This is a genomic window from Pseudomonas sp. KH_046_1 (assembly GCF_057839025.1).
Genome location: NZ_CM174481.1, coordinates 1,878,686 through 1,897,611, shown reverse-complemented (window position 1 = coordinate 1,897,611; position 18,926 = coordinate 1,878,686). Strand labels below are relative to the sequence as shown.

Annotated in this window: 18 protein-coding genes and 1 tRNA gene; 5 read left to right on the top strand and 14 right to left on the bottom strand. The window is 59.3% G+C overall.

Translation table 11 applies throughout. From position 1 onward, the window contains the following. The first annotated feature begins 36 nt into the window (after window positions 1-36). Complete coding sequence (locus AC3IT9_RS08710; protein ID WP_150724623.1) at window positions 37-303, top strand: DUF1652 domain-containing protein; 267 nt, start codon at window positions 37-39, stop codon at window positions 301-303. 155 nt (window positions 304-458) lie between these two features. Here AC3IT9_RS08710 and AC3IT9_RS08705 read toward each other — a convergent pair. Continuing rightward, window positions 459-548 (bottom strand) — tRNA-Ser (locus AC3IT9_RS08705). A gap of 308 nt (window positions 549-856) precedes the next feature. Here AC3IT9_RS08705 and AC3IT9_RS08700 point away from each other — a divergent pair. The 3 genes from AC3IT9_RS08700 (at window position 857) to AC3IT9_RS08690 (ending at window position 3,614) form a co-directional block, all read left to right on the top strand. Beyond that, window positions 857-1,546 carry a crotonase/enoyl-CoA hydratase family protein gene (locus tag AC3IT9_RS08700; protein WP_150724622.1) on the top strand — a complete coding sequence of 230 codons (690 nt, stop codon included), beginning with the start codon at window positions 857-859 and terminating at the stop codon, window positions 1,544-1,546. Between the two features lie 214 nt (window positions 1,547-1,760). Then, window positions 1,761-2,483: a lysophospholipid acyltransferase family protein gene (locus AC3IT9_RS08695; RefSeq protein WP_150753323.1), complete on the top strand. Its 723-nt coding sequence runs from the start codon at window positions 1,761-1,763 to the stop codon at window positions 2,481-2,483. 159 nt (window positions 2,484-2,642) lie between these two features. Further along, on the top strand, window positions 2,643-3,614 hold the full coding sequence (locus AC3IT9_RS08690; protein WP_150724620.1) for a magnesium and cobalt transport protein CorA: 972 nt from the start codon (window positions 2,643-2,645) through the stop codon (window positions 3,612-3,614). A 156-nt stretch (window positions 3,615-3,770) separates the two neighbouring features. Here the strand turns inward: AC3IT9_RS08690 and AC3IT9_RS08685 are convergent, their stop codons facing one another. The 3 genes from AC3IT9_RS08685 to AC3IT9_RS08675 all read right to left on the bottom strand — a co-directional run bounded on the left by AC3IT9_RS08685 (window position 3,771) and on the right by AC3IT9_RS08675 (window position 7,963). Continuing rightward, on the bottom strand, window positions 3,771-4,493 hold the full coding sequence (locus AC3IT9_RS08685) for an amidotransferase (RefSeq protein WP_150758895.1): 723 nt from the start codon (window positions 4,491-4,493) through the stop codon (window positions 3,771-3,773). Window positions 4,494-4,588: 95 nt separating this feature from the next. Further along, window positions 4,589-6,733 (bottom strand): 3-hydroxyacyl-CoA dehydrogenase NAD-binding domain-containing protein, encoded by a 2,145-nt coding sequence (locus AC3IT9_RS08680; RefSeq protein WP_489272684.1) that lies wholly within the window; start codon window positions 6,731-6,733, stop codon window positions 4,589-4,591. 24 nt (window positions 6,734-6,757) lie between these two features. Then, complete coding sequence (locus tag AC3IT9_RS08675) at window positions 6,758-7,963, bottom strand: acetyl-CoA C-acetyltransferase (protein ID WP_489272683.1); 1,206 nt, start codon at window positions 7,961-7,963, stop codon at window positions 6,758-6,760. 593 nt (window positions 7,964-8,556) lie between these two features. On the opposite strand from AC3IT9_RS08675, the gene AC3IT9_RS08670 reads away from it, so the two are divergent. Continuing rightward, window positions 8,557-9,378 (top strand): c-type cytochrome, encoded by an 822-nt coding sequence (locus AC3IT9_RS08670; protein ID WP_489272681.1) that lies wholly within the window; start codon window positions 8,557-8,559, stop codon window positions 9,376-9,378. A 121-nt stretch (window positions 9,379-9,499) separates the two neighbouring features. Here AC3IT9_RS08670 and AC3IT9_RS08665 read toward each other — a convergent pair whose 3' ends face one another. The 10 genes from AC3IT9_RS08665 to AC3IT9_RS08620 all read right to left on the bottom strand — a co-directional run bounded on the left by AC3IT9_RS08665 (window position 9,500) and on the right by AC3IT9_RS08620 (window position 18,572). Beyond that, on the bottom strand, window positions 9,500-10,309 hold the full coding sequence (locus AC3IT9_RS08665; protein WP_150758897.1) for a transglutaminase family protein: 810 nt from the start codon (window positions 10,307-10,309) through the stop codon (window positions 9,500-9,502). Continuing rightward, the gene (locus tag AC3IT9_RS08660; protein ID WP_489272680.1) at window positions 10,306-11,256 is read right to left on the bottom strand and encodes an alpha-E domain-containing protein; all 951 of its coding nucleotides are present in this window, start codon (window positions 11,254-11,256) and stop codon (window positions 10,306-10,308) included. Before AC3IT9_RS08660 ends, AC3IT9_RS08665 begins: the two co-directional genes overlap by 4 nt. A gap of 12 nt (window positions 11,257-11,268) precedes the next feature. After that, a complete protein-coding gene (locus tag AC3IT9_RS08655) occupies window positions 11,269-12,678 on the bottom strand; it encodes a circularly permuted type 2 ATP-grasp protein (RefSeq protein WP_007988088.1) in 1,410 nt (469 codons plus the stop codon). A 373-nt stretch (window positions 12,679-13,051) separates the two neighbouring features. After that, entirely contained in the window at window positions 13,052-13,396 is a 345-nt protein-coding gene (locus AC3IT9_RS08650) for a ribonuclease E inhibitor RraB (protein WP_150724613.1), read from the bottom strand. Window positions 13,397-13,606: 210 nt separating this feature from the next. Further along, window positions 13,607-13,840: a hypothetical protein gene (locus tag AC3IT9_RS08645; protein ID WP_150724612.1), complete on the bottom strand. Its 234-nt coding sequence runs from the start codon at window positions 13,838-13,840 to the stop codon at window positions 13,607-13,609. Between the two features lie 189 nt (window positions 13,841-14,029). Continuing rightward, complete coding sequence (speE, locus tag AC3IT9_RS08640) at window positions 14,030-14,905, bottom strand: polyamine aminopropyltransferase (RefSeq protein WP_489272677.1); 876 nt, start codon at window positions 14,903-14,905, stop codon at window positions 14,030-14,032. Between the two features lie 253 nt (window positions 14,906-15,158). Beyond that, entirely contained in the window at window positions 15,159-15,350 is a 192-nt protein-coding gene (locus AC3IT9_RS08635) for a PLD nuclease N-terminal domain-containing protein (RefSeq protein WP_046042941.1), read from the bottom strand. A gap of 82 nt (window positions 15,351-15,432) precedes the next feature. Continuing rightward, entirely contained in the window at window positions 15,433-15,963 is a 531-nt protein-coding gene (locus tag AC3IT9_RS08630; RefSeq protein ID WP_489272675.1) for a hypothetical protein, read from the bottom strand. A gap of 154 nt (window positions 15,964-16,117) precedes the next feature. After that, on the bottom strand, window positions 16,118-16,636 hold the full coding sequence (locus tag AC3IT9_RS08625) for an ankyrin repeat domain-containing protein (protein ID WP_489272674.1): 519 nt from the start codon (window positions 16,634-16,636) through the stop codon (window positions 16,118-16,120). A 97-nt stretch (window positions 16,637-16,733) separates the two neighbouring features. Continuing rightward, entirely contained in the window at window positions 16,734-18,572 is a 1,839-nt protein-coding gene (locus tag AC3IT9_RS08620) for a long-chain-acyl-CoA synthetase (RefSeq protein ID WP_489272673.1), read from the bottom strand. Window positions 18,573-18,926 lie beyond the last annotated feature (354 nt).

The following is an 18,926-nucleotide window of genomic DNA, read 5'->3' as shown; positions in this document are numbered from 1 at the left end:
GCGGATCATTTGTTTCGGTACAAGGAAAGAGGCCCCATGAGCACCGCGTTGCGCATCAACGAAGCACTTTTGATTGCCGGGCACGCATTCGAACCTTTTCAATGCGTCGCCTGGGCCGCGCAAGACGGTAATGGCGAACTGAGCCTGACCGTCATCGACCGGGCAGCCACTCGTATTTGTCGCAAACAGATTCCAAGCAGTACCTATTCCGACCCGGCGCAGCTGGAAAACCTGCTGGAAGAGGTACGCGCCGAGTTGAGCCAGGGGGGCTACGCGCTGCAATCCTGGGCAATGCCAGGGTAAACATTCTCGCGGATCGCTACCAGGATGTGAGGAAAATATTGGGCACGGGGCGACAATCCATTTTATCCCTGATGGAATGATTTGCCGGGCTGGAGTTTTTTCAGAAACGCAGAAACGAAAAAGCCCTGAATAATCAGGGCTTTTTCGTATAAATGTGGCGGTGAAGGAGAGATTCGAACTCTCGATACAGTTTCCTGTATACACACTTTCCAGGCGTGCTCCTTAAGCCACTCGGACACTTCACCGTATCTCTTCAAACAAGTTCTGTCTGTCGAGGCGCGCTAATGTAGTCGAAAGCATTTCCGATGGCAAACATTTTTTTCAGAATTTTCATGCGGTTAACGCGATTCAGCGTTTCCGGTCGCTCCGGGCCATGGCAAACCGGCCAATCTCCGGCTTCGTGCCCTCTTCTATATAGAGGGGAATGCGCGGCAGGCACGGCGGGCTACGCTTGGCGGGCGGGTAAAGGGTGACTGGCGGGTCAGTCACGGCGCTTTACCTGGCCAGCGGCGGTGGGTAACGTCTGCCCAACTTTATTGAAAGGAATAGCGTCATGAGTGAGTTGATTTCCTACCATCTCGAAGACGGTATCGCGACCCTGACCTTGAGCAATGGCAAGGTCAATGCCATCTCCCCGGATGTGATTGCCGCGTTCAACGCTGCGCTGGATCAGGCGGTGACTGATCGTGCGGTGGTGATCATTACCGGCCAGCCGGGCATTCTCTCTGGCGGTTATGACCTGAAGGTGATGACGGCCGGCCCTAGAGAAGCCGTGGCACTGGTGACCTCCGGCTCGACCCTGGCCCGCCGCCTGCTGTCGCACCCCTTCCCGGTAATCGTCGCGTGCCCGGGGCATGCAGTGGCCAAGGGCGCGTTCCTGCTGTTGTCGGCCGACTATCGCATCGGCGTAGAAGGCGCGTTCAGCATTGGCCTGAACGAAGTGCAGATCGGCATGACCATGCACCACGCGGGCATCGAGATCGCCCGTGACCGCCTGAACAAAGTGGCGCTGCAGCGTTCGGTGGTCAACGGCGAGATGTTCAATCCACAAGGCGCCGTGGCGGCCGGCTTCCTTGATGTCGTGGTCTCGCCTGAAGAACTGCAAGGCGCGGCACTGGCGGCGGCTCGTCAGTTGAAGAAGATCAACATGACCGCGCACAAGAACACCAAACTGAAAGTGCGCAAAGCGCTGCTGGAGGCCCTGGACAACGCGATCATCCAGGATCAGGAACATCTGGGATAAGCCCGGATCTGCTGCAACGAAAAGCCCGACCGTCGTGTCGGGCTTTTTCATACATGTCTGTGTTAAACGTCTGTAATCGCTCTAGACCGCATCTGACCCACTAGTCGGAAACATCAGCTCAAACATCAGCCATCTCCCACCTCCCTGGCAGCAATTGCCGAAAACAGTGTACATCCGTACACTGCGCCACCTTTTGTCCCGGTGGGGCCTGTAAATGCTGTTTGTGTTCCGTATGTCATTGATGGGCCTGCACTTTATCGTGGCGGGTGTGCTGGGGGTGATTCTCGGCCTGTGTCGGCCATTCAATCCGGACAATAGCCGTCTGTGCGCACGCCTGTACGCATGGCCGGCCATGTGTATTTTGCGTTTGCGGGTGAAGGCCGAAGTCGGGCCGTTGATGGATAAACCCGACAGCTGCGTGATCATCGCCAATCACCAGTCCAACTACGACCTGTTTGTGTTTGGCAACGTGGTGCCCCGCCGCACCGTGTGCATCGGCAAAAAGAGCCTGAAGTGGGTGCCGCTGTTCGGGCAGTTGTTCTGGCTGGCCGGCAACGTGCTGATCGACCGTGGCAATGCGCAAAAGGCACGCCAGTCGATGTTGACCACCACCCACACCCTGCAAAACAAAGACACCTCGATCTGGGTTTTCCCGGAAGGCACGCGCAATCTGGGTGAGGACTTGCTGCCCTTCAAGAAAGGCGCCTTTCAGATGGCCATTGCCGCCGGGGTGCCTATCGTGCCGGTGTGTGTCAGTAGCTACGTCAAACACATGCGATTGAACCGCTGGCGCAGTGGGAAAATCCTGATTCGTTCGTTGCCGGCGATTCCCACCGCCGGATTGAGCCTGGACGACTTGCCCATGTTGATCGCCCAGTGCCGCGAGCAGATGCGTGAATGCATCGAATCGATGGACCGGCAACTGCAAGCCGCTTGAAAAAGAAACCCGCCTGGTGCGGGTTTTCTTTTGCCTGCGCGTTTTTGCCCAGAACTCGGCAGATTTAACTGACTCTCAAACACTGCGAGGCTAAGCTGATCCACACTGCCATTGCATTTGTTGCCAACTGAAAGCTGCCGAAAGAAGTGAACCACCATCATGGGTAGAGTTGTTGCTGCTGCGGTTTATAGCGCCGGTAAGAGAGTCACCAATATCACCCTCGACGAAGGCGCTGCCTGGGCTGCCAAGCCCGGGCACTTTGTCTGGATCGGCCTTGAGGAGCCGAACGCCGAGGAACTCTACAACCTGCAACACCAGTTCAACCTGCACGAACTGGCGATCGAAGACGCCCTGGAAAAGCACAGCCGACCGAAGCTGGAAACCTTCGGCGATGCGCTGTTCATCGTGACGTATTCGCCCATCCGCCACGAAGGCAAACTCGAGTTCATCGAGACGCATATCTTTGCCGGCAATGGCTACATCATTACTGCGCGCAACGGTCACTCGGCGTCCTACGCCCATGTCCGACAGCGCTGTGAGGCGCGTCCGCTATTGCTTGAGCACGGGGAAGATTTCGTACTCTATGCCATCCTCGATTTCGTGATCGAAAACTACCAGCCGATGGGCGAAGCCATTCACGCGGAAATCGATGTGCTGGAGGGCAATGTGTTATGTGGCTCGCTGAATGATTACGACATCCAGAAGCTACATGGCCTGCGTCGTGATGTTTTGCGCTTGCGTCGTTATGTGGCCCCGATGATCGAGATAGGAGAGGAACTGCAGAGGCTGAGCTTCCCGTTCATCGACAAGAACATGCGCCCGTACTTTCGCGATGTGCAGATTCATGTAACGCGGCAGATGGAAGACCTGACGACGCTGGCGGATATTGCCAGCCAGACCATTGAGGTCGGGGTACTGTTGGAGGCCTCACGCCAGAGCGTGGTGCAACGCAAGTTTGCGGCCTGGGCGGCGATCCTGGCCTTCCCGACGGCAGTGGCGGGGATCTACGGGATGAACTTCCAGAACATGCCGGAGTTGAGCTGGCACTACGGGTATTTCGGGGTGCTGGGGTTTATTACGGTGGGTTGTCTGGGGTTGTGGGCGAGTTTCAAGAAGTCGGGGTGGCTGTAGGAGCGAGCTCGCTCGCGAAAAACCCAAGGGCGCCGCTGTGTACCTGGTTCAACGCGCTATCGTTCACGACCTTCGCGAGCAGGCTCGCTCCCACAGTGGATCTTCGGTGTTGCAGAGATCAATGTGGGAGCGAGCCTGCTCGCGATGCTTTTAGTTTCAATCAGCTGCTGGTTTGTGCGCGACAAACCGCATCATCCACTCGGCCACGGTGGTGCCGTGGTGTTCCTGTTCCAGGCTCGCGATACCCTTGGAGTAGACCTGCTCACCCAGTGCCTGCTGGCGAATCTCCAACAGGGCGCGGGAGTAGTCGTGGATGAATTCCGGATGCCCCTGGAAGCACAGCACCTGATCGTTGATGTGGTAGGCGGCATACGGGCAGAAATCGCTGGAGGCGATGACTGTGGCGTTCTCCGGCAGCGACGTGACCTGATCCTGGTGGCTGATCAGCAGTGTCAGTTCTTCGCGCACCGGGCTCATCCATGGCGCCTTGGCGGCCAATTTGTAGTTGTGGGTGCCGACGCCCCAGCCTTGGGTCGCACGCTCGCTCTTGCCACCGAGCAGCAACGCCAGCAACTGATGACCGAAGCAGACACCCAGCAACTTGTCGCCGCGCTCGTAGCGGGTCAGCAGATAGGTCTTGAGGGTTTCGATCCACGGGTCGGTGCCGAAGGAGTCGGCCTTGCTGCCCGTCACCAGGTAGGCGTCGAACGTCAGGTCGTCGCTTGGGTATTCACCCTGCACCACGTTGTAGACGGTGAACTCGGCGGCGATCGGCTGCTGCGAAAACAGGTGTTTGAACATCTGCCCGTAGCCCTGATATTGGTCAACCAATTCCGGACGCAGGTGGTCGGTTTCCAGAATGCAGATGCGTAACGACATAAAAAATACCTGACACGTGATGGGAATAATGCACACCCCAGAGCCTGCCTTGAAACGCTGTGTCAAGGCAAGCCCCGAAATGCATCATCTCCCCCTTAGAACGCCTCCCCTTTGGCGGCCTTCTCCAGCAGCAACGCGGGCGGCGCGAACCGCTCGCCATACTGAGTGGCCAGATACTGGGCGCGGGCCACAAAGTCCTGCACGCCGTACTGGTTGATGAACTGCAGTGCACCGCCGGTCCAGGCGGCGAAACCGATGCCGAAGATCGAGCCAACGTTGGCATCCGCCGTCGAGGTCAACACGCCCTCCTCCACACAGCGCACGGTTTCGATGGCTTGCACGAACAGCAGGCGATCACGCACGTCCTTGGGCGAAATCTGCCCGTCGGCTTTCTCGAAGCGGGTTTTCAACTCAGGCCACAGGTGTTTCTGGCCGCCCGCCGGATACTCGTAGAAACCTCCACCGCCAGCCTTGCCCGGACGCTTGAACTCATTGAGCAGCAAGTCAATCACGGCAAATGCCGGGTGTTCTGTCAGCGGTTTGCCTTCTGCTTGCAGGTCCTTGGCGGTTTGCAGACGGATATGGTTCATCAGGCTGAGGGACACTTCGTCAGAGATCGCCAGCGGCCCTACCGGCATGCCGGCCTTGCGCGCTTCAGTCTCGATCATCGCCGCGCTCACGCCCTCGCCCAGCATGGCGATGCCTTCGTTGGTGAAGGTGCCGAACACCCTTGAGGTAAAGAAGCCGCGGCTGTCGTTGACCACAATCGGGGTTTTCTTGATTTGCAGGACGTAATCGAAGCCGCGGGCCAGGGTTTCGTCGCTGGTGTTAGCGCCCTTGATGATTTCCACCAGCGGCATTTTTTCCACGGGGCTGAAAAAATGCAGGCCGATGAACTTGCTCTGGTCGGGCACGGCACACGCCAGGCCGCTGATCGGCAGGGTCGATGTGTTGGACGCGATCACGGCGTCCGCGCCGACGACCTTCTGCGCCGCCAACGAGACCTTGGCCTTCAAGGCTCGATCCTCGAACACGGCCTCGATGATCAAGTCGCAACCGGCCAGGTCGGCATCGCTCTCGCTGGTTTGAATGCGTGACAGAACGGTGTCGCGTTGCTCGATGCTCATTTGTCCGCGAGCGACTTTCATGTCCAGCAACGCCGCCGAATGCGCCTTGCCCTTCTCCGCCGCCGCAAGGCTGATGTCCTTGAGCACAACATCGATCCCGGCCGACGCGCTGACAAACGCGATACCGGCGCCCATCATCCCGGCACCGAGTACGCCGACCTTGCGGGTGACATATGGCGCAAAACCTTGAGGCCGCGAGCCGCCGGCATTGATTTCGTTGAGCTGGAACCAGAAGGTACCGATCAGGTTTTTCGAGACCTGGCCAGTGGTCAGTTCGGTGAAGTAGCGGGTTTCGATCAGGTGCGCTGTATCGAAATCCACCTGGGCGCCCTCGACCGCCGCGCAGAGGATTTTCTCCGGCGCGGGCATCGTGCCCTGGGTTTTACTGCGCAGGATCGACGGCGCAATCGCCAGCATCTGCGCGACTTTCGGGTTTGACGGCGTGCCGCCCGGTATCTGATAGCCCTTCACGTCCCAGCGCTGCACCGCCGCCGGATTGGCCAGAACCCACGCCCGCGCCTTGGCCAACAGGTCTTCGTGATCGCTCGCCAGCGCATCGATCAATCCTGCCTGCAGCGCTTGTTGTGGCCGTACCTTCTTGCCTTCAAGCAGATAAGGCAGGGCTTTTTCCAGGCCGAGCATGCGCACCATGCGTACCACGCCTCCGCCGCCCGGCAGCAGGCCGAGGGTGACTTCCGGCAGGCCGAGTTGCACCGACGGGTTGTCCAGCGCCACGCGATGATGACAGGCCAGGCAGATTTCCCAGCCACCGCCCAATGCAGCGCCATTGATCGCCGCGACCACTGGCTTACCGAGGGTTTCCAGGGTGCGCAACTGGCCCTTGAGGCTCAGCACCATGTCGTAGAAGGCCTTGGCCTGGGGTTTGCCGACCTTGATCAGTTCATTGAGGTCGCCGCCAGCGAAGAAAGTCTTCTTGGCCGAGGTGATGATCACACCGGCGATGCTGTCCTTGTCGGCCACCAGGCGCGCAACGCAGTCAGCCATGGCTTCGCGGTACACCGCGTTCATGGTGTTGGCGCTCTGGCCGGGCATGTCGATGGTCAGGACGACGATCTGGTCCTGGCCTTTTTCGTAACGAATGGCTTCGTTCATAACGGGGTTCCTTGAAGTCCGGGCTCAGAGGCGTTCGATGATGGTGGCAATGCCCATGCCGCCACCGACACACAGGGTCGCGAGGCCATAACGCAGGCGTCGGGCCTCCAGTTCATCGAGCAGCGTGCCGAGAATGGCGCAACCGGTGGCGCCCAGCGGGTGGCCCATGGCGATTGAGCCGCCATTGACATTGACCTTGTCCGGATCGACGGCCATGTCCTTGATGAATTTCAACACCACCGACGCGAACGCCTCGTTGACCTCGAACAGATCGATGTCTTCGACCCGCAGCCCGGCCTTGGCCAGCGCCTTGCGGGTCGCCGGCGCGGGGCCGGTGAGCATGATGGTCGGATCGGTGCTGGTGACCGCCGTGGCGACAATTCGCGCCCGTGGCTGCAAGCCCAGCGCCCGGCCTTTGGCTTCGGAGCCGATGAGCATCAGCGCCGCGCCATCGACTATCCCGGAACTGTTGCCGGGGGTGTGAACATGGTTGATCCGCTCGACATGGCTGTAGACCCGCAGCGCGGTGGCATCGAAACCCATCTGCCCGATCATCTCGAAACTCGGCTTGAGTTTGCCCAGGCCTTCCAGGGTCGAATCGGCACGGATGAACTCATCGTGATCGAGCAGGATGATGCCGTTCTGGTCCTGCACTGGCACCAGCGACTTGTTGAACGAACCGTCGGCCCGCGCCCGCGCAGCCTTTTGCTGTGAATGCAGGGCATAGGCATCGACATCCTGACGACTGAAGCCTTCAAGGGTGGCGATCAGGTCGGCGCCCACGCCCTGTGGCGTGAAGTGACTGTGCAGGTTGGTCGCCGGGTCCAGCGCCCAGGCCCCGCCATCGCTGCCCATCGGCACCCGGGACATCGACTCGACACCACCGACCACCACCAGGTCTTCGAAGCCGGAACGCACTTTCATCGCGCCGAGGTTCACGGCCTCCAGCCCCGAAGCACAGAAACGGTTGATCTGTACTCCCGCCACGCTGACATCCCAATCGGCCACCTGAGCGGCGGTCTTGGCGATGTCGGAACCTTGATCGCCAATCGGTGTCACGCAGCCGAGCACCACATCATCGACCTGGCTGGTGTCCAGTGCCGTGCGCTGTTGCAGCGCCGTAAGCAAACCGGCAACAAGGTTCACCGGTTTGACGCTATGCAAGGCGCCATCGGCCTTGCCTTTGCCACGGGGCGTGCGTAACGCGTCGAAAATCAATGCTTGGGTCATGACGTCCTCGAACCACAGTGCAGGTGGGTAAATACCGAGCGCCCACTCTTGGCCCGAGCCGCGTTTGATTCAATGACCGCAGCGCTCACAGACGTTGACGCTCACGCTCAGACGGACGGTAGTCAGCTACCGTTCAGGACACCAAGCTGTCTAGCCAACGGGCGCCAAAGAAGCTGGCAATAGGCCTCATGCCTTTTTTAAAGCAAATCGTAATATCACCATACGAAATGGATCTAAGCCAAGCTTAACGCGGGCTCTAAGGTGAACTTGTACGAAGTTGTCGTCGGGTTTTGCCGAGGCACTCGTCACTACAGGAAGTGCAACGCGCTGCCATCATGGAGCTATGCGGGCAGGCATCAGGAAATAACAAAAAAGGCGGTCAAGCCATGTTCAAACAATCGAAAGTACGTCAAGCCGGGCTCATCCTTTTCGCCACCACGCTGTTGTTGATATTGCCGAACCTGACCAAGGTCATCGGCTAGTCGCGTCTAAAAGATACGGCGTCACAGTTTTTGAATTGCCACTCTCAAAATGTGACTGGCCCGCTACCCGGGCCAGCGTGGCTGTGCCAATCTTTGCGGCACTTGCACGACATGGACGGCGATCACTTGAAAATGCTCATTCTGCTTGGGGCCATGCTGTTCGGCTCGCCCTTGTATGCCGCACAGCTGAACCTGGAGCTGGGCGCGAACAGTCGCACCTGGCAGACCGAGCAATTGCTCAAGCATCCTCAGGTTCAAACCATCGACATCAGCAACGACGTTTCCTACAAGCGGGACATGAGTTACCGCGCCGTGCCGCTGTCCGCGCTGCTGACCGGCATCAAGCCTGAGGACCACCTGCAAGCCGTGGCCCTGGATGGTTTTGCCGCCGAAATGACCGCGGCGCCGTTGCTCAATACCCAAGGGGCACAGGCGTGGCTGGCGATTGAAGATCCGGCCAAACCCTGGCCACCGCTATCGGAAGGCAAGCCAGGCGCCGGGCCGTTCTATCTGGTCTGGAGCAATCCGCAGGCCGGCAATATCAGCCCCGAACAATGGCCGTTCCAGGTGGCGAGCATCAAACGCCTGGCGCCCGTAGCCGAGCGCTTCCCTGCCCTGCTGCCCGATCCGGCGTTGAAGGCTGATGATCCGGTGAACAAGGGATTGGCGTTGTTCCAGAAAAACTGCCTGGCCTGCCATCGACTCAATGGCGCCGGGGACGCGCAATTCGGGCCGGACCTGAATATTCCGTACAACCCGACCGAGTACTTCGGTGCGGACTTCCTCAAGCGTTACATTCGCGATCCACAGAGTTTGCGTCAGTGGCCGCAGGCGAAAATGCCCGGGTTCTCGGCCGAGGTGTTGCCGGATGGGGATCTGCAGATGCTGGTGGGGTATTTGAAGCATATGGTTGGGCGCAAGGTGAAGCCCTGACCCACATTGTCCTGTGGGAGCGAGCCTGCTCGCGAAGGCGGTGTGTCAGCGACAAAGTCCTGACTGAAAAATCGCTTTCGCGAGCAGGCTCGCTCCCACAAAGGTTCTGCGGGGTATCCAGTTACTGCTGTTGAACCGAAATCACCGGCGCTGGCGTCGGTGAAACCAGCACCTTGGCGTGCATCTGCTCACACCCACCGCCCCGGCGCATCCCGCGCACCGGGCAGGCATCCAGGTAATCCAGGCCCACCGCCAGTTTCAGATGGCGTTCCGGCCGGGCCAGTTCATTGGTCACGTCGAAGCTGTACCAGGCGTCATCCAGCCAGGCTTCGGCCCAGGCGTGGCTGGCCAGGTGTTCGCTGTTTTCGCTGTACAGATAGCCCGACACATAACGCGCGGGAATGCCCAGGCTGCGGGTGCAGGCGAGAAACGCGTGGGTGTGGTCCTGACACACGCCGGAGCGTCCGGCAAAGGCCTGGGCCGCGCTGGTGTCCACTTCCGTGGAACCCGGCGTGTAGGTCATATGCTGGTTGAGGCCATGCATCAGATCGATCAACGCCGTGCGATCGCGGCGTTGCTTGCACTCCTTCTCGGCGAACGCACGCAGGGCGGCGTCGGCTTCGGTCAAACGGGTGAAGCGCAGAAACGGCAGTGCCGACTGGCTCTCGTGTTCGGCCTCACGCCATTCGTCGATATCGACCTGGCCACGGGCGCCGATAATGATCGCTTCATGGGGCTCGTCCATGGTCAGCACATGCAGGATGTTGCCGAACGGATCGAGCTGCGCCCGCACCGGACGCGGCAAGTCGAGCTGCCAGCTAAGCACGTGCTGGCGCTCGCTGTCGTGGGGAGTCAGGCGCAGATACTGGATGCTCGCCCGCACCTTGTCTTCGTAGTGATAGGTGGTCTCGTGGCTAATGGAAAGTCTCATGCGGCCTCCAGATAAGAACTGTGAATCGCGTTACCCAACTGGCGCACCAGCGGGATGAACTCGGTCAGCCAGGCGTGCAGGCCTTCTTCGAGAATTTCATGGATGCCGGTGTAGCGCAGGCGTGCGTCCATTTCTGCCGCCAGGCGTTGTGCGGGACGACCATTGGCCCCCGGCAATTGCGCGAGGATCAGGTCGATTTCTTCGGTGCAGGCGCGCAGGGATCGCGGTACATCGACCCGCAGCAACAGCAATTCGGCGACATGCCGGGCGCCGGGGGCGTCGCGGTAGATTTCCGTGTAGGCCTCGAACGACGACAACGCCCGCAACAACGCGCTCCATTGGTAATACGCATGGGCGGTGCCATCGCTGACCGCTTCGGCCTGATCGCCGGCCATTTCGTAGCGGGCATCGAGCAGGCGCAAGGTGTTGTCCGCCCGTTCGATAAAGGTCCCCAGACGAATGAAACGAAACGCATCGTTACGCATGATGGTGCCGTAGGACGCGCCCCGGAACAGGTGGGAACGTTCCTTGATCCACTCGCAGAAACGGCTCATGCCGTAGCGACTGAGGCCCTGTTCGGCGATGCCGCGAATTTCCAGCCAGGTGGCGTTGATGTTTTCCCACATGTCGGCGGTGATGCGCCCACGCACCGCATGGGCGCTGGCCCGTGCGGCACCGAGGCAGCTGTAGATGCTCGCCGGGTTGGCCGCATCCAGGGCGAAAAAATGCAGCAGCCGTTCGGCATGCAGTTCGCCATGGCGCTCCAGGTAATCGTCAAGGGTGCCGGTGATCAGCAGCGGCATGGCCAGTTCGTGCAAACCATCGCCACGACCGTCCTGCGGCATCAGCGACAGCGAATAACTGATGTCGAGCATCCGTGCGAGGTTTTCCGCCCGCTCCAGGTAACGCGACATCCAATACAAATCCGAGGCAGTTCTACTTAACATGACAGGCTTCCTTTAATCCTCGACCACCCAGGTGTCCTTGGTTCCGCCGCCCTGGGAGGAATTGACCACCAGGGAGCCTTCGCGCAGGGCGACGCGGGTCAAGCCGCCGGGCACGACCCGGGTTTCACGGCCCGACAGGACAAACGGCCGCAAGTCGATGTGGCGTGGTGCAATACCGTTTTCGACAAAGGTCGGACAGGTCGACAGCGACAACGTCGGTTGCGCGATATACGCATGGGGCTTGGCGATGATCCGCGCGCGGAAGGCTTCGATTTCCGCCGCCGTCGCTGCCGGCCCCACCAGCATTCCGTACCCGCCGGAGCCTTGGGTTTCCTTGACCACCAGTTCTGGAAGATTGGCCAACACGTGGGAAAGCTCAGAGGGATTACGACATTGCCACGTAGGAACGTTCTTCAGGATCGGTTCTTCATCGAGGTAGAAACGGATCATGTCGGTAACGAACGGGTACACCGACTTGTCGTCCGCCACCCCCGTGCCGATGGCATTGGCCAGCACCACGTTGCCGGAACGGTAGGACGACAGCAGCCCCGGCACACCGAGCATCGATTCCGGGTTGAAGGCCAGGGGATCGAGGAAGGCGTCGTCGAGGCGACGATAAATCACGTCGACCGCTTTCGGCCCGTCGGTGGTACGCATGTAGACCTTGTCGTCACGCACGAACAGGTCCGCGCCCTCCACCAGCTCCACACCCATTTCCCGCGCCAGGAACGCATGTTCGAAGAACGCACTGTTGAAGCGCCCCGGCGTCAGCACCACCACGCTCGGGTTATCGATGGGGCTTGAGCTTTTCAGGGTATCGAGCAACAGGTTCGGGTAGTGGTCGATGGGGGCGATGCGTTGCGCCGCGAACAGCTCGGGGAACAGGCGCATCATCATCTTGCGGTCTTCGAGCATGTAGCTGACACCGCTCGGTGTACGCAGATTGTCTTCGAGCACGTAATACGTGCCGTCGCCGTCGCGCACCAGGTCGACGCCGGAGATGTGCGAATAGATATCGCGGTGCAGATCCAGGCCCTGCATTGCCAACTGGTACTGCTCGTTGGCCAGCACCTGCTCGGCCGGAATGATGCCGGCCTTGATGATGCGCTGCTCGTGGTAAAGGTCGGCGAGGAACATGTTCAACGCCTTGACCCGCTGGATGCAGCCGCGCTCGACAATCCGCCATTCGCTGGCGGGGATACTGCGGGGGATGGTGTCGAAGGGAATCAGGCGCTCTGTCCCTTGCTCATCACCGTAGAGCGTGAAAGTAATCCCGGCGCGATGAAACAGCAGATCGGCCTCGCGTCGCCGTTGTGCCAAAAGCTCGTCAGGCGTCTCGGCCAGCCAACGGGCAAACTCCCGATAATGCGGGCGGACCTGGCCGCCGGCATCGTACATCTCATCAAAATAGGTGCGGATCATGCCGTACTCCTTGTCACTCGGACGTCCAGACCTTCGCAAGGCCCGTGCCATCGGCATAAACGCTTAGATTTCAATCGGTTGGATAATCAAGACGCACGCAACGCACCAATCCTGTGCGACAAATGCCCCAACCTGATTGCCCCCGCTTCATTGCAAGGCGCTGTGATCGCCTATCACCAGCATAGTCTGTAGGAGCCAGCTTGCTGGCGAAGGGGCCCATGAGTCATGCGTCGCTCTTCGGGGACGCCTTCGCTGGCAAGTCGGATCGCCGCACCGCAGCTCCTACGGGGTCGTGTTCAATGTCCTGTCGGCGAAAATGAAAACGGCCAACCCGAAGGTCAGCCGTCATTGCTGGTTGTCACTGTTCATAAGGTTATGCGAGTCGCCCTCGTACCTCCTGCTTCACACCCCAGCCTTCGATGATGCCGCCCAACGGCTCAACCACTGCTTCGAAACCTTGTTCGAAGTCGCCGATGTCGTCGTAGGTGGCATACATGACCTTGCACAGCTCCAGCGCCCAGGCGCCGTCGTCGCGCACACTGATTTGCGCATTCAGGGATTCACCACGGTGGAAATGACCTGCCGCCCTGCGTGCCCGCTCCTCGTCCGGGAAAATGGCGTAGAACTCGATGGGATGAAACCGCGAAAAGTCAAAACCGCCTTCTTTCATGCGGCGCAGCACACTGCTGCTGATGTCTTCTTGATAGGCTGTGCTCATGAAACGTCCTCCTCAAAACGATGGATAGACTTTCCGTACTCCCTCACCCGCAACCGAACAGCGCGAGCGACGGCAACCGATGTGCCGGCGGGAAACAAGCATGGAGCTGACAAGACCAGACCTTAGCGATTCATTCGCTGATCTCGCCTGCAGAGTAGCCTCAAGATAGAGCCTCTGCCAAGGCCTGGATGTGAATGCGAGAGGTGTTGCTCAGATTGGAGTAATGCCGAGGATTTGAATGCTGTTCTGGGACTTGAGCTCTTTGACGCACGCATCAGTGGTCCGCCCTTCCAGATCGTTCAGATCCAGTTCGGCAGCGACAGGAAGAAGCCGGGCCTTGATGAGCTTGGCGGCACGCTCGTAGTCCGGGCGCTCGGTGCACTCAAAGACTTCGTCGATGGTTTCGCCATGATCATCCACGAAAGTGACTTTCCACTTTTGCATTGGTGCCTCCTCGATAAAACCCATGGATGGGCTTATCTCTATCTCGACCTTGTTAGCTGGCTAATTGTTCCGACTTGCTCGCGAAGAGGGTATGTCAGTTGACAGAATTGTTGACTGATACACCGCTTTCGCGAGCAAGTCGGATCGCCGCACCGCCGCTCCCACAGGATTGGTGCGTAGACAGAAAGATCAGTCGTTACTTGGCTTGTTTATCGCCTGCAACACATACTGAGGCAAGGCGAAGGCGCCGATGTGGATTTCAGGATTGTAGTAGCGGGTGATGATGCCGCTGCCCGTGAAGCGCTGTTGCAGGGTTTCGCGGGACAACTTGCGATAAGCGGTATTGGTGGCGCCCCAGGCGAAGGTCATCGAGCCACCGATGTAGGTCGGCACGGCGGCCTGGTAGAAGTGCCAGTCCGGGAACAGGCTGCGCAGGCGACCGGCGGTGGTCTTCACTTCTTCGATCTGCATGAACGGCGTGCCGTTCTGCGTCACCAGGATGCCGCCTTCGTTCAGGCAACGGTGGCAGGCCTGGTAGAAGTTTTCCGAGAACAGCACTTCGCCCGGCCCGATCGGGTCGGTGGAATCGGAAATGATCACGTCGAACTTTTCAGTGGTGGTGGCGACGAAACGCATGCCGTCGTCGATCACCAGGTTCAGGCGTGGATCATCGAATGCACCCTTGGAGTGGTTCGGCAGGAATTCCTTGCACATGTCGACCACGGTGCCGTCGATCTCGACCATGGTGATGTGCTCGACACTGCGGTGCTTGGCCACTTCACGCAACATGCCGCCATCACCGCCGCCGATGATCAGCACGCGCTTGGCAGCACCGTGCGCCAGGATCGGCACGTGGGTGAGCATTTCGTGGTAGATGAACTCGTCGGCTTCGGTGGTCTGGATCACGCCGTCCAGCGCCATCACCCGGCCCATGCGCGGGTTTTCGAAGATCACCAGGTGCTGGTGCTCGGTGCGCACTTCGTGCAGCAGTTTTTCCATGCGAAAACGCTGGCCGTAGCCTTCGTAGAGGGTTTCCAGGTAGTCGCTGGTCGGGGTATTGCTCATGGGAAGTGCTCCGATGAATGCGGGTGGCAACGGACGGTTACCCGCCCATGATGGCCAATCGAGCGTCTCGATTGACCGGGAAAGGCGCGCATTCTACGTCGCGGAACATGACAGGTCGAACCTTCGTCATCGAAGTACCCGCAGAACATTGTGGGAGCGAGCCTGCTCGCGAAGCAGGCGATGCGGTGTTTCAGTGGCTCCGCGTCATCGTTCTTCGCGAGCAGGCTCGCTCCCACAGGTTCAGTGTCGACGCTCAGAGTTTGACGTTGCCCCGCGGCCCGGCGATGGCCCAGATGATCAGTCCCAGCACCGGCAACAGCGCGATCAACAACACCCAGAGGATTTTCATCCCGGTCTCGGCGCTACTTTTGAACACGTTGATGATGGCCCAGATGTCCAGGACAAAAATGATCAAGGCAACCAGGCTGTTGAACGTGGAACCCATGGTGACGCTCCCAAAGAGTGATATGCCCCCTCAGGATAGACGGTCGTCGCAAGGGTTCCCTTTTATTGACAGTATTTTGCTATCAGACGTGGATCGCCACTTTCAGGGCTTCCAGGGATGGCGCGGCTGCGATGCCGACTTCGGCGCACAATTCCAGCACCCGTGGCAGGTCATTGCCGTAGACCAGGACCACCTGCAGTTCGTCATCGAGCAACTGGCTGAAATTCATCAGCGTGTAGCCACCGTTTTCCTTATTCATGCTGCTCATCTGCACCTGGATGCGATTGAGCGCGGTCAGGGCTTCGGTCTTGGCCAGTTGCTTGGGCTTGAGATTGAACTCCACGCCTGGGCCGAACGACGCGACGATCTGCGCGAACAGGTCCATGCAGGTGTCAGCCTGGAACAGCACCGTTTCCGGCAGGCTGCCGACCACCACCCACTCACCCAGCGGGATCGGGAAGGTTTCGTCGTAGTTGATGTCCGGATTGGCGGTCAGGAAAGCCTCGGGATCGGCGTAGGCCTGGGCCGCCTCGTCCGCGACCTTGAGAATTTCGTCTTCGCCCATGCACCCGGAGCTGATTTTGCTGATGAGTTCGACGAGTGCGGCTTTCATGGGGAGGATCCTGTAGCGAGGTGAATTTTGAGGGCGCGAAGGATACCGCAAGGATAGATTCGAATGCCCAAAAAAGATCGCAGCCTTCGGCAGCTCCTACATTGAGTGGTGTACACCTGTAGGAGCTGCCGAAGGCTGCGATCTTTTAAAGCAATCAGCCAACCAGTTTCTGCAACTGAGCAACGGTATCGGAAGCACCCATGGTTTTAGCAGCCTCCAGCGCGGTGATGCCATTGGCGTCCTTGGCTTTCGGGTCGGCGCCCTTGCTTACCAGGTAGTCGACCACTTCGACGCGGTTGAACATCGCTGCCATCATCAGCGCCGTGCGGCCATCGAAGGACGAGCCTTCAACCTGGGCGCCGCCGTCGACCAAGGCCTTGATCACCGCCAGGTCGCCCTTGAAGGCGGCGCCGGCAATCGGGCTCTGGCCGTTGTCGTTGCGGATTTCCGGATCGGCTTTGTGCTCCAGCAGGACTTTTACCGTGTCCACATGACCGTGATACGCGGCCAGCATCAGCAAGGTATCGCCCTTGTGGTTACGCAGGTTCGGCGGCAAACCCTTGGTCAGCAGCGCGGCCATCATCGCCGCATCGCCCTCCCGTGCCTTGTTGAATACCTGTTCGGTGAATTCGGCGGCTTCTTCGGGGGTCATCTGGCGGCTTTTGTCTGACATTGGGCACTCCCTTTTCTGTCATTCGTAAAAGCCGACAGTTTCCCGAGCGCCCCCGGCACTGTCACTTGTTTTTTCTCATGGGCCGCCATAGCCAGATTCAATAGCGGTACTTGCCGCAGTGAATGTCGGACAACAACTGCTCAGTGACCTGCACGTAAGTCTGCGTCCCTGGCAACCAGGCATAGATCGGGTCATCGCCGGTTTTACCCGGGTCGAAGGCCTCGTCCTTGAGTCGAGTCTTCTGATATTTGAAAGTCCCGGTGGTTTCCATTTTCACTTTCACCCGCAGGAACAACGGCACCGCATAGGCCGGCATTTGCTCGCGGGCGAAGGCCAGTAGCTCACTGAAGTCCAGGGTTGCCAGGGATTCGGCAGGTGTGATCGCCGCCATCCCGGCCCGGCCATTGGTGTTGCGGATTTCCACGCCATAGGCCACGGCTTCGGAAATAAGCGGGTGTTGCAGGAGGATGTTTTCGACCTCCGTGGTCGAGACGTTTTCGCCCTTCCAGCGGTAGGTGTCGCCCAGGCGGTCGACAAACTGCGCATGCCCAAAGCCGATGTTGCGCAACAGGTCGCCGGTGTTGAAGTAGCGGTCACCCTTTTCGAACACATCCTCAAGCACGACCTTGGCGGTTTTCTGCGGATCGGTGTAGCCGTCCAGCGGTGCCTTGTCGTCGATTTTTGCCAGCAACAACCCCTGCTCGCCCTTGGCGACCTTGCGCATCAGGCCATTGGCCTGACGAATCGGCGCGCCGCTGTCATGGTCGTACGCGACCAGCTCCCAGGACATCAGGGAAAAACCGATGGTGTTGTCGAAATTGAGAATGTTGGTGAAACCGATATTGCCGTCGCTGGCGGCGTACAGCTCGCAGATGTGATTCACCACAAAGCGCGTCTTGAACTCGTTCCAGGCACCGGGACGCAAGCCGTTGCCGATCATTTTCTTCACATCGTGCCGGCTGTCGTCGGCGCTGGGCGGTTGATCGACCAGGTAGCGGCACAGTTCGCCGACATAACCGATGGTGGTCGCCCGGTACTTGCGCGCGTCGTTCCAGAACTGACTGGCGCTGAATTTGCGGCGGATGGCGAACCCGCTGGCACCACTGACGGCCGACCCCCAGCACACGCAAAGGCCCGTGGCGTGGTACAGCGGCAAGGTGCAATAGACGACATCGTCGGGGCGCATGTCCAGGGCGATCATGCCGAAGCTCGCCGAGCTGCGCATCCAGCGTCCGTGCTTGAACACGCCAGCCTTGGGCAGCCCCGTGGTGCCCGAGGTGTAGATATAAAAACAGGGATCGTCAAAGAAAACCTGCCGGCTGCTGACCGGGTTGTCGCTGGCATCGTCGAGACTGGCGGTCATCAGGTTGATGAAACCTTCAGGCGCGATACCCGGTTGGCGAGAGGTGTCCTGATCGGCGACGAACCAGGTTCGGTCAGCCTTGATCGACACCCGATCACGCACCGCCAGGTATGCCGGGACCAACTCCTCACCGACAATGATCGCCACCGGCGCCACCAGATTCACACTGTGCACCAGGGTATCGCGGGTCTGCGAGGTATTGAGCAGCGCACTGATCGCGCCGACCTTGGCCACCGCAAGAATCGTCACCAGCAGTTCCGGACGGTTCTCGATGAAGACCGCCACCACATCACCCTTGCCGATGCCTTGGCCGATCAGGTGATGGGCGATGCGATTGGCCCATTGGTTGACCTCGGAGTAACTGAGCGTCACGTCGCCTTGCAACAGCGCCGGGCCATCCGGGTTACGCAACGTGGCTTGCTCGAAACTCCAGCCCAAACCACACGTTTGGGTCGGGTCCTTGACGTTGGCGGCCTTCATGCCCTTCACCACCCGAGGGATGGCCTTGGCGATGGAAGGCAGCTTGCGGAGCATCATGCTCCAGGTAATCGTGTCGTTCGACGTGCGACTCATGATGCTCCCGTTCGATCTTTTTATTGTCGGGCTGCGATGACTGAGCCCGAAAATACGTCAACGGTTCTTGAGCTGTACACGCGGTTTTTGAAATGTTTTGTATCCGCGATCTTGATCTACGATCTTGATCTGCGATTGATACAGGGCCAATCGTGAACCCCCGCACACGCAATGGTTCCATCGAAGCGCCGAGCGACCGCGCAAAATGCAGGATGCACGATGGCCGTTCATGCAGAATGCACGAAAGAAAGAATCACTACAGATGCTAACAAGTTGTTTTATAAGGTTATTTACAAACAACCAAGGCTGGCACAATCACTGCAACCCTCTCCGTATGCTTGCCATTCAAGAGCC

Coding starts and splice junctions, on each gene's coding strand:
- AC3IT9_RS08660 (WP_489272680.1), bottom strand. CDS start 11,256: ATGTTAAGTAGAACTGCCTCGGATTTGTATTGGATGTCGCGTTACCTG.
- AC3IT9_RS08645 (WP_150724612.1), bottom strand. CDS start 13,840: ATGCAAAAGTGGAAAGTCACTTTCGTGGATGATCATGGCGAAACCATC.
- speE (WP_489272677.1), bottom strand. CDS start 14,905: ATGAGCAATACCCCGACCAGCGACTACCTGGAAACCCTCTACGAAGGC.
- AC3IT9_RS08650 (WP_150724613.1), bottom strand. CDS start 13,396: ATGAGCACAGCCTATCAAGAAGACATCAGCAGCAGTGTGCTGCGCCGC.
- AC3IT9_RS08685 (WP_150758895.1), bottom strand. CDS start 4,493: ATGTCGTTACGCATCTGCATTCTGGAAACCGACCACCTGCGTCCGGAA.
- AC3IT9_RS08655 (WP_007988088.1), bottom strand. CDS start 12,678: ATGATCCGCACCTATTTTGATGAGATGTACGATGCCGGCGGCCAGGTC.
- AC3IT9_RS08630 (WP_489272675.1), bottom strand. CDS start 15,963: ATGAAAGCCGCACTCGTCGAACTCATCAGCAAAATCAGCTCCGGGTGC.
- AC3IT9_RS08680 (WP_489272684.1), bottom strand. CDS start 6,733: ATGAACGAAGCCATTCGTTACGAAAAAGGCCAGGACCAGATCGTCGTC.
- AC3IT9_RS08625 (WP_489272674.1), bottom strand. CDS start 16,636: ATGTCAGACAAAAGCCGCCAGATGACCCCCGAAGAAGCCGCCGAATTC.
- AC3IT9_RS08710 (WP_150724623.1), top strand. CDS start 37: ATGAGCACCGCGTTGCGCATCAACGAAGCACTTTTGATTGCCGGGCAC.
- AC3IT9_RS08700 (WP_150724622.1), top strand. CDS start 857: ATGAGTGAGTTGATTTCCTACCATCTCGAAGACGGTATCGCGACCCTG.
- AC3IT9_RS08695 (WP_150753323.1), top strand. CDS start 1,761: ATGCTGTTTGTGTTCCGTATGTCATTGATGGGCCTGCACTTTATCGTG.
- AC3IT9_RS08620 (WP_489272673.1), bottom strand. CDS start 18,572: ATGAGTCGCACGTCGAACGACACGATTACCTGGAGCATGATGCTCCGC.
- AC3IT9_RS08690 (WP_150724620.1), top strand. CDS start 2,643: ATGGGTAGAGTTGTTGCTGCTGCGGTTTATAGCGCCGGTAAGAGAGTC.
- AC3IT9_RS08665 (WP_150758897.1), bottom strand. CDS start 10,309: ATGAGACTTTCCATTAGCCACGAGACCACCTATCACTACGAAGACAAG.
- AC3IT9_RS08635 (WP_046042941.1), bottom strand. CDS start 15,350: ATGGGTTCCACGTTCAACAGCCTGGTTGCCTTGATCATTTTTGTCCTG.
- AC3IT9_RS08675 (WP_489272683.1), bottom strand. CDS start 7,963: ATGACCCAAGCATTGATTTTCGACGCGTTACGCACGCCCCGTGGCAAA.
- AC3IT9_RS08670 (WP_489272681.1), top strand. CDS start 8,557: ATGGACGGCGATCACTTGAAAATGCTCATTCTGCTTGGGGCCATGCTG.